The 13,739-nt window shown below is 66.4% G+C and carries 8 protein-coding genes; 5 read left to right on the forward strand and 3 right to left on the reverse strand.

Annotation, left to right across the window (positions count from 1 at the left end):
* Positions 1 to 4: 4 nt before the first annotated feature.
* Positions 5 to 853, reverse strand: coding sequence for a type III pantothenate kinase (locus ACX9NZ_RS06505; protein ID WP_233546232.1), 849 nt, complete (start codon positions 851 to 853; stop codon positions 5 to 7).
* A 90-nt stretch (positions 854 to 943) separates the two neighbouring features.
* On the opposite strand from ACX9NZ_RS06505, the gene ACX9NZ_RS06510 reads away from it, so the two are divergent.
* On the forward strand, positions 944 to 2,653 hold the full coding sequence (locus ACX9NZ_RS06510) for an OPT/YSL family transporter (RefSeq protein WP_118654235.1): 1,710 nt from the start codon (positions 944 to 946) through the stop codon (positions 2,651 to 2,653).
* Between the two features lie 552 nt (positions 2,654 to 3,205).
* Positions 3,206 to 4,819 (forward strand): alpha-amylase family glycosyl hydrolase, encoded by a 1,614-nt coding sequence (locus ACX9NZ_RS06515; RefSeq protein ID WP_317439940.1) that lies wholly within the window; start codon positions 3,206 to 3,208, stop codon positions 4,817 to 4,819.
* A 361-nt stretch (positions 4,820 to 5,180) separates the two neighbouring features.
* Here the strand turns inward: ACX9NZ_RS06515 and ACX9NZ_RS06520 are convergent, their stop codons facing one another.
* Positions 5,181 to 7,622 (reverse strand): Tex family protein, encoded by a 2,442-nt coding sequence (locus ACX9NZ_RS06520; RefSeq protein ID WP_407496514.1) that lies wholly within the window; start codon positions 7,620 to 7,622, stop codon positions 5,181 to 5,183.
* Between the two features lie 267 nt (positions 7,623 to 7,889).
* On the opposite strand from ACX9NZ_RS06520, the gene ACX9NZ_RS06525 reads away from it, so the two are divergent.
* Positions 7,890 to 8,330 carry a low molecular weight protein-tyrosine-phosphatase gene (locus ACX9NZ_RS06525; protein WP_407496516.1) on the forward strand — a complete coding sequence of 147 codons (441 nt, stop codon included), beginning with the start codon at positions 7,890 to 7,892 and terminating at the stop codon, positions 8,328 to 8,330.
* Positions 8,331 to 8,511: 181 nt separating this feature from the next.
* Here the strand turns inward: ACX9NZ_RS06525 and ACX9NZ_RS06530 are convergent, their stop codons facing one another.
* Positions 8,512 to 10,125, reverse strand: a complete 1,614-nt coding sequence (locus ACX9NZ_RS06530) for a peptide chain release factor 3 (RefSeq protein WP_407496518.1) — start codon at positions 10,123 to 10,125, stop codon at positions 8,512 to 8,514.
* A 320-nt stretch (positions 10,126 to 10,445) separates the two neighbouring features.
* Here ACX9NZ_RS06530 and hisG point away from each other — a divergent pair, with 320 nt between their 5' ends.
* Together hisG and hisD are read left to right on the forward strand one after the other, a co-directional pair.
* Positions 10,446 to 12,215: an ATP phosphoribosyltransferase gene (gene hisG, locus ACX9NZ_RS06535; protein ID WP_407496520.1), complete on the forward strand. Its 1,770-nt coding sequence runs from the start codon at positions 10,446 to 10,448 to the stop codon at positions 12,213 to 12,215.
* Positions 12,216 to 12,323: 108 nt separating this feature from the next.
* A complete protein-coding gene (gene hisD / locus ACX9NZ_RS06540) occupies positions 12,324 to 13,739 on the forward strand; it encodes a histidinol dehydrogenase (RefSeq protein WP_407496522.1) in 1,416 nt (471 codons plus the stop codon).

Raw genomic sequence — 13,739 nt, forward strand, 5'->3', positions numbered from 1 at the left:
GAAGCTAGCGTCGATTCGCACGCCAGATGAGGTGCAGACCGCGCAGGGTGAGGGCCTCGTCGACGGTGGCCTCGTGGGCGATGAGGGCAGCGACGCGCGCCGCGCCGTCGCCCGTAATCACCACGGGGGCATCACAGCCGAGCTCGCCCATCACGGCGTCAAGGAGGCCGTCGATGCGCGCCGCCTCGCCCAGCACCACACCTGACTGCATGGCCGCACGCGTGCTGCGGCCGATAACCCGCTCGGGCGCACGCAACTCGATCATCGGCAGACGCGCGGCGGCAGACGTGAGCGACCGGGCGCCCAGGGCCACGCCGGGCGCGATGATGCCGCCCGCGAACGCGCCCGACTCGTCCACGACCTCGATGTTGGTCGTCGTGCCTAGATCGACCACCACAACGGGCGCCCCATAGGCCTCGCGTGCCGCCACGGCGTCCGCCACGCGATCGGAGCCCACCTCAGCTGGATCGTCATAACGCATGCGGATACCGGTTTTAATACCCGGACCGACGACATAGGGACGCGTGCCGCACAATTTGCCCAACGCGATGTCCCACACGTCGCTCAAACTGGGCACCACGCACGACAGAATCGCAAAGCCGGGCTCGGGCGCGTCGAGCATGTCGATCGCACGGGCAGCATGGGCCCACGCCTCGTCCGCCGTGCACGATGCGGGCGTGGTGATCTCCCACGTGCCCATCAGCCGGTCCTCGACGAATACGCCGAACTTGGTCACGGTGTTGCCCACGTCGACCGCGAGCAGACAACCCTCGGCAAACGCGGGGCGAACAGACGTCGACTCCTCGATAAAACCCTCGCTGGCACCCATGACGCCCTCCAAGTTCTCGAGCATTTTTTCCTCTTTCGAGCTTACACTATAGCGGTCCTAATGCCGTAACCCGACTCTCCAATGAGGGAGAGCGGATATACGAGGGAGATCAAATTGAATCGAACGAACGAGCGCGCGCCTCGGCGCGGGCAAATCAGCGTTGCCGGTGTCATCATCGGCTGCATCGGCTGCGTCATCATCACGGCTTCGTCGGTCTACACCGCACTGAAGATGGGAGCGCTGCCGTGGCCCACCATCTTCACCTCCATTACCGCCCTGGTGCTCCTGCGAGCCCTCGGCCGCACGAGCCTCAGCGAGGCGAACGTCACCCAAATCATCATGTCGGCAGGCTCCATGGTCGCTGGTGGCCTGGCCTTCACCATCCCCGGCATCTGGATGCTCGGCATGGGCGATAAGGCCGGCTGGGTCGAGATGCTCGCCGTGGCTCTGGCGGGCACACTGCTCGGCCTGGTGTGCACGGCACTGATTAGGCAGAGGTTCGTCGAGGAATCCGACCTCGAGTACCCCATCGGCACCGCCGCCGCCGAGACCCTCATGGCGAGCCGTGCAGGCGGTGCCACGGGCAGGAAACTGTTCGGATCCATGGCGGCAGCGGGACTGTGGTGCGCGCTGCGCGACCTGGCGGGCGTGATTCCCTCCATGCTGCTCGCCCTGCCCATTCCCGGCGTGTCGTTCGGCATCTACAACTCCCCCATGCTGCTCTCCGTGGGCTTTCTGGTGGGAGGTGCCGCCGTGGCGTTCTGGTTCGCCGGTGGACTTATCGCGAACTTCGGCATCATCGTGGGCGGCAGCACCGCGGGGCTCTGGGACGTGGCAAGCGCGCAGGGCATCGTGTCGAGCCTTGGCATGGGTCTCATGATGGGTTCGGGCCTCGGCGTCGTCGTGCACGACATCCTGCCCAAGGCCGCGCGTGCCTGGAGAGGAACGCGTGGGCATCGGGGTGCGGCCGAGACGGATGCCGGTGCGACGTCCGGGGCAGGCGGCGTCACGCCGCGCGACCGCGGTGTCCTCGCCCTGTTCGTCGCGGCGGCGGCGCTTCTTATCTGCTTTGGCCTCGGCCTCTCCCCAATCGTCTGCATCGCGGTCGTGGCGCTCGCATTCGTGACCACCATCATGAGTGCCCAGTCGGTCGGACAGACCGGAATCGACCCCATGGAGATCTTCGGCCTCATCGTGCTACTCGCCGTCGCCGCCCTGGGCGAGACCAACCAGGTCAAGCTGCTCTTCGTCGCCGGCGTGGTAGCCGTTGCGTGCGGCCTTGCGGGCGACGTCATGAGCGACTTCAAGACCGGGCACATCCTGGGCACCAGTCCGCGCGCCATGTGGATCGGCCAGGCCATCGGGGCCCTGCTCGGCACGGTGATAGCCGTAGCGGTGATGGTGGCGCTGCTGTCCGCATACGGCCCTGAGTCCTTCGGGCCGGGCAAGCTGTTCGTTTCCGCTCAGGCAAGCGTGGTCGCCACCATGGTTTCGGGCATCCCCAGCGTGGGCGCGTTCGTCATCGGACTTGTAGGCGGCGTGGCCCTGCACTGCCTGGGCATCCCCGCCATGATGCTCGGCCTCGGTGTGTACCTGCCGTTCTATATGACCATATCCGCCGCACTCGGCGCATGCGTCAAGTGGGCATACGACCGCCTCTCCGCGCGGAGCGCCGGTAAGACAGGCACTGGTACGGTCGATAACGCGAAGGAAACCACACACGACGAATCTGGCATCATCGTCGCCTCCGGTGTGCTTGGCGGCGAGTCGATTGTGGGCGTGATCATTGCACTCATGTCCGTCGCGGGGGGACTCTTCGGGTAAATCCGCGAACGAAGATGCAGGGGCGGCGCGGATTGCGGGCGCGGGCTTTATGCGCACGCATCCGTACCAAGTCCCCAAGCGCACAGTCGCTCCGCTCTTCGCACTGGGCGTCATTCTCTTCATAGGTCATGCCATCATGGGACGACTCTAGGTATTGGACAAAGAGAACGCGGTAAAGAAAACGCGGCGGCATCTCTCTTCTGCAATGTGAGAAACCATAGGTTTGAAAAACCGCACCGGATTTCAAACCCATGATAAATCACATTACCAACCCCATTTATGTGAGAAATCATGGGTTTGAAACGTTAAGCCAGTTACAATCCCATGGTTTCTCACATTTTTCAACCAGCCGCTCGGATTCAACAGCGGATACACGCATCCTGCCGCAATCGGCTGCGAGCCCCCGTCTGCGAGGTGCCCACTTCCGCAGCAGCTGAACCGCCTACCGAGCCACTCGCCTGCAAATGCCCGCCACGCGGTATGCTGAGACCTGCGCCCTCTTGGCACCTCCGTCGGCGCAACACTCGACCACGCTTTCCGAGGGGCCTTGTCATGTGGGTTTTCGACACAACGCTCTACCAGATGTATCCGCTGGGCATGCTTGACTGCCCATTCGACGCGCCCGCCGTCGACGACGCCGAGGGCCAAGAGCGCGAACGCTCCCTGCACCGCGTGCGCTCGCTCATCGAATGGGCCCCGTACCTGGGAAAGCTCGGCGTGGGCGCCATTCTGCTCAACCCCGTCTTTGCCAGCGACACGCACGGCTATAACACGCGTGACCTGCGCGAAATCGACTACCGGCTGGGCACGAACGAGGACTTCGCCCGCGTGGTCGACGCTCTACACGCATGCGGCGTCCGCGTGATACTCGACGCCGTGTTCAACCACGTAGGGCGCAACTTCTGGGCGTTCCGGGATGTGCGCGAGCGCCGCTGGGACTCGCCGTACAAGGACTGGTTCAACATCAGCTTCGACGGCGACACGCACTTCGGTGACGGATTTTGGTATGAGGGCTGGGAGGGCAACCAGGACCTCGTCAAGCTCAACCTACGCAACCCCGAGGTCGTCGACTACCTCCTCGATGCGGTGCGCATGTGGAAGCGCGAGCTGGGCGTGGACGGACTGCGACTGGACGTGGCCTATAGCCTCGACCACGATTTCGTGAAGCAACTACGCGGGCTCGCGGACGAACTGGGCGCCGAACCGCGCTTTGACGGCGCCCCGGGCGACGGGTTTCCGCTCATCGGCGAGGTACTGCACGGTGACTACAACCTCATCGTGAACGATGAGATGCTCAACTCCTGCACGAACTACGAGTGCTACAAGGGGCTGTATTCGAGCTTCAACTCCATGAACATGTTCGAGATCGCCCACTCTCTGCACCGCCAGTTCGGCGGCGACCCGTGGTGCATCTACCGCGGCAAGCACCTGGTGAATTTCGCCGACAACCACGACGTCTCGCGCCTTGCGAGCATCCTCACCGAGAAGCGCCACCTCGCTCCGGCATACGGTGTCTTGTTCGGCATGCCGGGTATCCCGTGCCTGTATTACGGTAGCGAGTGGGGGCAGCTGGGAACCAAGGGCATCGGGTACCTAGCAGACGTGGAGCTGAGGCCCGCCATCGGCGCGCCCGCGGCCGAGGCGCTCGACGCCCCGGTCGCCGGATGGGACGGCGGCACGGGCCCCAACGAGCTCACCGCGTTCATCAACCGTCTCAACCACGTGCGCCGCGAGTCGCGGGCGCTCTGCCACGGAGACTACCGCAACGTGATCATCACCAACAAGCAGCTGCTGTTCGAGCGTTGCGTCGGTGCGGCGGACGGGGCGGCGGCCGAGCATGTGCTCGTGGCCGTGAATGCGGATGACGCGCCGTTCACTTTCAACGATGGCTGCCTACAAGGATCATTCGATGTCCTCGTCTCGTGCGAGGCGAGCTCCCCAACTGCGAGCGCCGCACCGTCCGCGACCTCACCCGACACACGTCCTGAGCACGATGGCGAACAACCCGCAACCGGGGCAGACGTGCGCCCCGAGCCCGATACCGGGCAACACGCAGCCGCGGCCGAGGACGATGCGCACCCCGAGCCTAGCGCTAACGCCAGGCTCGACCTTCACGGGACGCTGGAAATCCCGCCCTTCGGCATTTTGTACCTCCGTCAAGCGTAAAGAGCGGCGCGTCGAGCAACGAAGCGACCCTTGGAAAAACGAAGTTGAGCTTTTTCGTATCGATTCAAGAGAAGGCGAAGTATACCGTTCCCTTTGACTCATAAAAGCGCAGGTCAAAGTCGATCGAAAATGCCTTGTACTCGCGAATTCCGATTTCCGATACGAAAAAGCTCGAGAACCCATCTGCGAGGCCCGGAATTGCGGCGGAACGCGAGCATCTAGCGTGCGGCAACGCACGCAACGCGCAGCCAGGGAGGGCGCACCCGCGTCAGGCACGCAAAATGCGCCCGCCCCCAACGCGCCACGCGTTTCCAATGTGCAAAAATGCGCGTGCCCCCCAAATGCCACATGTCGCTAAACCCTACCGATCCATACGCCCCTCGACCATGGTGAGGGAGATCTTCTTGCGAGCGCGGTCCACGCCGGTGACCCACACGGTCACGGTGTCGCCCACGGCGACGACCTCGCCCGGGTGCTTCACGAAGCGGCTCGCCAACTTGGAGATGTGCACCAGACCGTCCTGGTGCACACCGATGTCCACGAAGGCGCCGAAGTCCACCACGTTGCGCACGGTGCCCTTGAGCTCCATGCCCACCTCGAGATCCTCGATGCTGCGCGCCGCCTGGGAGAACACGACCTCCGGGGCGTCGTCGCGCGGGTCGCGGCCGGGCTTCTCGAGCTCAGCCACGATGTCGCGCAGGGTGGGCACGCCGCAGCCGAGCTCGGCCGCGACCGCACCCAGGTTGCCGATCTTGACCCCGATGCCGGGCACGCCGCCAGCGGCGAGCGCACTCGGCGCCACCCCCGCACGGCGCAGCAGCTCGCCCGCGACCTCGTAGCTCTCGGGATGCACGCTCGTGGCGTCGAGCGGGTTCTTACCGCCGGTGATGCGCATGAAGCCCGCCGCGTTGAGATACGCCTTGGGTCCGAGCTTGGGGACCTTCTTGAGCTGGCGACGATCGGTGAACGCGCCGTTCTCCTCGCGATAGGCGACGATGTTCTTGGCGACCGCCGGCGTGATGCCCGAGACGTACCCCAGTAGGCTCGCGCTCGCAGTGTTCACGTCGACACCCACGCGGTTGACCACATTCTCGACCACGTTGCCCAAAGCGCGTCCGAGCTCACCCTGGTCGAGGTCGTGCTGGTACTGGCCAACGCCGATGGACTGCGGCGGGATCTTGACCAGTTCCGCCAACGGGTCCTGCAGGCGGCGGCCCAGGCTCATCGCGCCGCGCGTGGTCACGTCGAGGTCGGGGCACTCCTCGCTCGCCAGCTTGGAGGCCGAGTACACCGACGCGCCCGCCTCGTTCACGATGGTGTAGCGCAGCTCGGGCGCGGACTCGGCGATGAACGCCGCCACGACCTCCTCGGTCTCGCGGCTCGCCGTGCCGTTGCCCACCACGATGGTGTTGACGCGGTGCTTGCGCGTGAGGCGCAGCAGCTCGCGCTTGGTGCCCGCGACATCGCGTCGCGGCGGCGTGGGGTACAAGATCGTGTGGTCGAGGAGCTTGCCGTACTCGTCCAGCACGGCGACCTTGCAGCCCGCCCGGTAACCGGGGTCGAGCGCGATCACGCGGGCACCGCGGACGGGACGCTGCTGCAGCAAGCCCTCGGTGTTCTTGGCAAAGACCTTGATGGCGTCCTCCTGCGCGCGCATGGTGAGGTCAACGCGTAGCTCGCGATCGAGTGAGGGGGCCATGAGACGCTTGTATCCGTCGGCGATGGCGGCGTTGAGCTCCCCCGCGAACGGCCCGCGACGACGCGGATACCGGCGCTGCAGGCGCTCGGCGGCCGCCTCGCCGTCCACGCGCACGCGTACGCGCAGCTTGCCCTCGCGTTCACCGCGGTTGATGGCGAGGATGCGGTGGTTGGGGATGGACCGGGCCGCCTCGGAGAACTCGTAATAGGGCTCGTACGGAGTCTTCTCGTCCGCATCGACGGCCTCCGACTCGATGGCGGCCGTCTTGTGCGTGTACTCGCGCAGGTCCGCCGTGTTCTCAGGGTCCTCCGCCACGAGCTCCGCCACGATGTCGCGCGCACCGGCGAGCGCGGCCTCCGCCGTGGCGAAGCCTCCCTCGGCGTTGACGTAGCCCGCGGCCGCCGCGAGCGGCTCGGCCCCTTGCGCGGGCTGCATGAGGATGAGGTTCGCAAGCGGCTCGAGGCCTGCGTCGCGCGCCTTGGACGCGCGGGTGGCACGCTTCTTGCGGAAGGGTTTGTAGAGATCCTCAACGCGCTGGAGGGTGGGCGCCTCTTCGATGCTCTCGCGAAGCTCCTCGGTGAGCTTGCCCTGGCCGTCGATCACCGCGATGACGTCGGACTTGCGCTGCTCGAGGTTGCGCAGGTAGGACAGGCGGTCGTCGAGCGCGCGGAGCGCGACGTCGTCCATGCCGCCCGTGGCCTCCTTGCGGTAGCGGGCGATGAACGGAATCGTGGCGCCCTCGTCGATGAGGGCGATGACGGACTCGACGCGCGCGGCGGGCTGGCCCAACTCGGCGGCGAGAGCAGCCACGATGCGCTTGTGGCGCGCGGCGAGCTCCTCGGCGGAGGGCTCGACGCGACGCGAGGCCGCGGGGGCGTCCGCCACGTCGTCCGCCGTGAGCGAGCCCGCGGAGCCCAACGGCGTCGAGGGGACGGGGCGCACCGCCGAGGAGGTCGCGGCCGCATACTCGGCCCTGGCCCTTTCCAGCTCTGCCGAGACCCCGGACTCGGCGGGCACGTCCTTGCGCACGCCGCTGCCCTCCGGGCTCAGCGCAGCGACCATATTCATGATGGCGGCGACGTCGACGTTGTTCGTTTCAGCCATGCAGGCACTCTCCCATCAAAATCGGTTAGGCATTACATCCTACCCGACCGGCCGGACGCCACATGCAATCACTACGCATCGCCCAGACAACGGCGAGGTCGGTGCTCTCCCCTCCCGCACATCGCAGGATGGCAGATTGCATGTCAACGCGTGCCATGCTCCCCAACCCCACTCTGCTATGCTGTGCCGGGATATCACTCGCTCGAAAGGTCTGTGCGGAATGCATCGCATCCTGTTGTCTGCCACGGGAGCATCTGCCGTTCCACCATGGCACAATTCGCGTTCGAGGAGCTCGTGCGGCGCGCGGGGCTCCAGGATGACTTCACCGTCGACTCCGCCGCCACCTCGACCGAGGAGATTGGCAATCCGCCGCATCATGGCACGGTTGCCAAGCTACGCGAAGTCGGGATTCCCGTCGTCGCCCATCGCGCCCGCCAGGTGCGTCGCGCGGAGTATGCCGACTGGGACCACATCATCTATATGGACGCCGAGAATGCGCGCGGACTGCGCCGCATCTTTGGCGAAGACCCCGACGGCAAGATCACGCGCCTGCTCGATTGGACCGGTCGCCCCGGCGATGTCGCCGATCCCTGGTACACCGGCGACTTCGACGCCACGTACCGCGACGTCATCGAGGGCTGCACGGCCCTCTTCGAACGCCTGACCGGGATCCGCGCGCCGGAGCTGCCGGACGCGGGCGCGCGCTAGGGGCGCCCCATGATCGGACTCGGCACCCTCATCTGGGGAAAGACGTTCCGCGTGGCGAACATGCTGCCGGCGGTACTTGCAGCCATGGCCGGTGCCTTCTTCGTATAGGGCCACGTCGCCCTCAACGTGCCCATTGCCAAAAAACGACGGGCCGCCGATCTCCCCCGGCAGCCCGTCTTGCCTAGAACTCCACGTTGCCGAACTCGGACAGCTTGAGCTCCTTGTTGTGATCCGTGGCCCAATCGATGTTCCACGGGCTCGTGAACAGTAGCAGCTTGCCGCCGCGCATGTCCTCGACGCGCAGCGTGTCACGCGTGAGGGAGAGCGCCGGGATGTCGATGGTGCCGGGCTCGTTCACGATCCAGCGGATGTCGGTGTAGGGCAGCGGCTGGCGGCGCACCTCGACGTGGTACTCGCTCTTGAGGCGCTGCTCGAGCACCTCGAACTGCAGGGTGCCCACCACTCCCACAATGACCGACTCCATACCGGCACCGAGCTCGCGGAAGATCTGGATGGCGCCCTCCTGGGCGAGCTGCTCCATGCCCTTCACGAACTGCTTGCGCTTGAGCGTATCGACCTGCGTGACGCGCGCGAACAGCTCGGGCGCGAACGTGGGGATGCCCGTGAACTGCACCGGCTTCTTGCCCGTGCAGATGGTGTCGCCGATGGAGAAGATGCCCGGGTCGAACAGGCCCACGATGTCGCCGGCGTAGGCCTCGTCCACGATGGCGCGGTCGTCGGCCATCATGGTCGTGCCCGTGGCCAGCTTGATCTTGCGGCCGCCCTGCACGTGCGTGGCGTCCATGCCGCGCTCGAACTTGCCGGAGCAGATGCGCACGAAGGCAATGCGGTCGCGATGGTTCTTGTCCATGTTCGCCTGAATCTTGAAGACGAAGCCGGAGAAGTCCTCACGCGTGGGCTCCACGGGCTCGCCGGTCAGCGCGTCGGTGTGCGCGCCGGGGCGGGGGGCCAGGCGCAGGAAGTCCTTGAGGAAGGGCTCGACGCCGAAGTTCGTGAGCGCGGAGCCGAAAAACACCGGGGAGAGCTTGCCCGTGAGAACCGCATCGAGGTCGAACTCGGAATCGGCACCGTCGAGCAGCTCGATGTCGTCCATCAGGTTGTTGTGGTTGTGCTCGCCGATGAGCTCGGTCAGCGCGGCGTCGCCGAGCGTGGCCTCGACCTCATCGACCTTCTTGGTGCCATTGGCGCGGCCGTCGCCCTCGAACGCAAGGACCTTGCGGCTGGCGCGGTCGAATACGCCACGGAAATCGCGGCCGTTGCCGATGGGCCAGTTCATGGGATAGGTGCGGATGCCGAGCACGTTCTCGACCTCTTCCATGAGGTCAAACGGGTCGCGCGTCTCGCGGTCCATCTTGTTCACGAACGTGAAGATCGGGATACCGCGCATGGCGCAGACGCGGAAGAGCTTCTTGGTCTGGGCCTCGACGCCCTTGGCACCGTCGATCACCATGACCGCGGCGTCGGCGGCCATGAGGGTGCGGTACGTGTCCTCGGAGAAGTCCTGGTGGCCGGGGGTATCGAGGATGTTCACGCAGCAGCCGCCATAGGTGAACTGCAGCACCGAGGAGGTGACGGAGATGCCGCGCTGCTTCTCGATGTCCATCCAGTCGGAGACGGCATGACGGGAATTCTGCTTGCCCTTGACCGAGCCGGCACTCTGAACCTGGCCGGTGTAGAGCAGGAGCTTCTCGGTGAGGGTGGTCTTGCCGGCGTCGGGGTGCGAGATGATCGCGAACGTGCGACGGGAGGAAATCTGCGGGGCGTAAGATGCCATGGGCGCGTGCGTCCTTTTCTGACGTGGCGACGCGTTTGAGACGCGCCGTTCGATATGACGTGATTTGAACCGCTCGTATTGTAGCGGCATACGAGGGCGATCCGGGTCGTCGTGGGCGTCATGGAGCATTATGCAGCGGATTTCCACTGCAAGGCGTTCGCCTAGGCCCCCATGGTGCATTTTATGGTGCATTTTGCACCCGTCCCCAATTGCACCAATTTGCATGTTAAGAGTTGGGTGCAGTGCTCTCCCGCGCACTCCATCATGCTAAAGTGTCCGCACGAAGACAACAGACACCCATATGATGAGAGAGGGACGGTATGGCAACGACACCGCGCGGATTCAGAGATATCCTGCCCGACGAGGCGGAGATGCGCGAGCATATCGTCGCGACGGTGAAGGCCCGCCTCGTGCACCATGGCTACCGCCCCATCGAAACGCCCCTCATCGAATCGGCGAGCGTCGGCGAAGCCAACGCCTGGAGTTCCGATGCACCGTTCAATCTCTTCGACGACAACGGCGCCCTACTCGCCGTGCGACCGGACAACACGACCTCGGTGGTCCGCGCCATCGCCGCGCGCATGAGCGAGCGTGACCTGCCGCTGCGCCTGCGCTACGAGGCCCCCGTCGTGCGTCAGCAGCCCCGCGGCACCGCACGGGCGCGCCAATTCACCCAACTCGGGTATGAACTCGTAGGCGAGGGCGGGGACGCCGCGGACGCCGAGATGACCCTCATCGCCGCCGAAGCACTCGATGACCTGGGGCTCAATTCTTGGCAGCTCGTCTGCGGCAGCGTCGTTCCCTATCAGGCCCTCCTCGAGCTCGGCGTCGATGAGGCACTCGCCAACGAGGCGCTCGCGCTCGTCCACGCCAACAACTACATCGACCTTGACGAGCTCGCCGCCACGAGCGACCTACCCGTCGCGCTCCAGTGCGCCATGCGCGAGCTGCCCCGCATCACGGGTGGCCCCGAGGCGCTCGACCGTGTTGACGCCCTATTGCGCGCCGCCGGCTCCACCACCTCCACGACGACGGAGCTGCGATCGCTCGTCCAGCGCCTGACCTCGCGCAACGCCGAGCTGGCGAGCCACCTCTCCTTCGATTTCTCCCTCATGAGCTCGTTTGGCTACTACACCGGGCTGGTGCTCAAAGCCTACACAGGCGACCTCGCCGATCCCGTGGGGTCGGGTGGCCGTTACGACGCGGTGCTCGACGCCGCCCTTGAGCAGGGTGCGGCAGCCGCTGGCTTCGCGTTCTCACTCGAACGCCTCACCGAGGTGTTGGAGGCACAAGCCGAGCAGGCGCCGTGCAGCGATATCCGCGTGGGTGGATCGGCAGACGCCGCGCGCCCCGACTCTGCCGCCACCACGGGTCCCAACGCATCCGAGACGGCCGACGAGCAGGCGCCCCTGCGCATCGCCGTGCCCAAGGGCTCGTTGAAGGACGACACCATCGCCGCACTCGAAGCCGTCGGCATCGACGCGAGCGGGCTGCGCAACCCCGGACGTCACCTGATCATACGCACGCGCGATACGCGCGAGGGCGAGGGCGCGATCGGCCCGGTCGAGCTCGTCATCGTGCGTGCCACGGACGCCCCCGCCTTCGTCGCGCTCGGAGGGACCGACTGCGGCATCTGCGGACGCGACTCGCTCATCGAGGCGGACCTCGACCTGCTGCAACTCGTCGATTTGGCGTATGGAGCCTGCCGATTCATCGAAGCCGAACCAGCGGGACGCGCCGAAGCGACCAAGCGCTCCTATGCCCGGCGCGGATGCCTACGCGTGGCAACCAAGTACCCGCGCATCGCGAGCGCCTGGTACGAGGAGCGCGGCGTGAATGCCGAGGTGGTGGCCTTGCACGGTAATATCGAGCTCGGTCCCATCGTGGGGCTCGCCGATCGCATCGTCGACATCACCGCCACCGGTACGACCCTGCGCGAGAACGACCTCGTGATCACCGGCGAACTCATGACCTGCACCGCACGCTTCTTCGCGAATCCCGGCCGCGCACGACTCGACCCGCGTGTGCGTGAGCTCGCCCGGCGTCTCGCTGCCTGGCGCGACGAGAGCGCCTGCGACGACGCGCATTAAGGCCGTCAACACGCTCGATACGCACGCTGAGTTCCCACCCCTCCCCCATCGACTCGGAGCATCGGCCCATCGGGCCCCTCCGCGCTCCAGCCCCAGAAAGGCCCGCATATGAACACCGTCATCCTGCTCCCCGGCGAGCGTCTCACCGTATCCAACCTTGGGCGCGAGGGCGCCGTCTCGGCAAAGATCACCCAAGCTGCCGCGAACATCATCGACACTGTGCGTGCGGAGGGCGACGCCGCCCTGCGTCGGTACGCCGCCGAGTTCGATGGTGTCGACCTCACCGACTTCCGCGTGCCGCAGGAACGCATCGACGCCGCCCTCGAGCAGGTGGATGCGTCCCTCATCGCCGCCCTCGAGAAGGCCGCCGCGCAGATCCGCGACTTCCACCAGCGCCAGGTCCGCCAGTCATGGTTCACCACGCGCGCGGACGGCACGCTGCTCGGCGTGCAGGTGACGCCCGTGCGCGCCGCCGGCATCTACGTCCCCGGCGGACGCGCCCAGTACCCCTCGACCGTGCTGATGAACGCCATTCCCGCCAAGGTCGCCGGCGTGGAACGCGTCGTGATGGTCACGCCTCCCCAGCGCGACGGAGGGATCTCGCCCGCCACGCTCGCCGCGGCCAAAGTCGCAGGCATCGACGAGATTTACCTGGTGGGCGGAGCCCAGGCCGTCGCTGCGCTCGCCTACGGCACCGAGAGCATCCCGCGCGTGGAGAAGATCACGGGGCCGGGCAACGCCTACGTGGCAGCCGCGAAACGCCTCGTCTCGGGCGATGTGGGCATCGACATGATCGCGGGCCCCTCCGAGGTCTGCGTGCTCGCCGACGCGAGCGCCGAGGCAGCCGTGGTCGCCGCCGATCTCATGGCCCAGGCCGAGCACGATCCGCTGGCGGCGTGCTACCTCGTAACTGAGAGCCCCGAACTCGCGCGCGGTGTCGAGGCGGCGCTCGAGGTCCTTCTCGCCCAAAGCCCGCGCGCCGAGATCACCCGCACCTCCCTCACCGACCAGGGGACCATCGTAATCGCGCCCGATCTCGCGACCGCGATTGACGCCGTGAACACCATCGCCCCCGAGCACCTCGAGCTCCACTGCGCCGATGCCCTCGGGCTCGTCGGCTCCATCCGCAACGCGGGTGCGATCTTTGTGGGCGCCTGGAGTTCCGAGCCGCTGGGCGACTACGTGGCAGGGCCCAACCACACCCTGCCCACCGGCGGCACCGCGCAGTTCTCCAGCCCGCTGTCCGTCGACGACTTCGTTACGAGCTCGTCAGTCATCTGCTACACGCCGCAGGGCCTACTCGCCGACGCCCCTGCCACCCAGACCATGGCGCAGGCCGAGGGCCTGTGGGCGCACGCGCTCTCCGCGGGGCTGCGCCGCCGCCTTATCGACGAGGGCGCCCCTGCCGTGGCGACCAAGGTCCTCGCCGAAGCGGACCTCACCGCCATCGCCTGGCCCGCCGACGATGCCGCAACGGTGGCGTCCGGCGTCGGACGCCCCACCGCTCAAGGGGAGGTGAGGTAA

The sequence above is a fragment of the Collinsella sp. BM28 genome, assembly GCF_054551995.1.

Coding starts and splice junctions, on each gene's coding strand:
- ACX9NZ_RS06530 (WP_407496518.1), bottom strand. CDS start 10,125: ATGGCATCTTACGCCCCGCAGATTTCCTCCCGTCGCACGTTCGCGATC.
- ACX9NZ_RS06505 (WP_233546232.1), bottom strand. CDS start 853: ATGCTCGAGAACTTGGAGGGCGTCATGGGTGCCAGCGAGGGTTTTATC.
- hisG (WP_407496520.1), top strand. CDS start 10,446: ATGGCAACGACACCGCGCGGATTCAGAGATATCCTGCCCGACGAGGCG.
- ACX9NZ_RS06525 (WP_407496516.1), top strand. CDS start 7,890: ATGGCACAATTCGCGTTCGAGGAGCTCGTGCGGCGCGCGGGGCTCCAG.
- hisD (WP_407496522.1), top strand. CDS start 12,324: ATGAACACCGTCATCCTGCTCCCCGGCGAGCGTCTCACCGTATCCAAC.
- ACX9NZ_RS06515 (WP_317439940.1), top strand. CDS start 3,206: ATGTGGGTTTTCGACACAACGCTCTACCAGATGTATCCGCTGGGCATG.
- ACX9NZ_RS06520 (WP_407496514.1), bottom strand. CDS start 7,622: ATGGCTGAAACGAACAACGTCGACGTCGCCGCCATCATGAATATGGTC.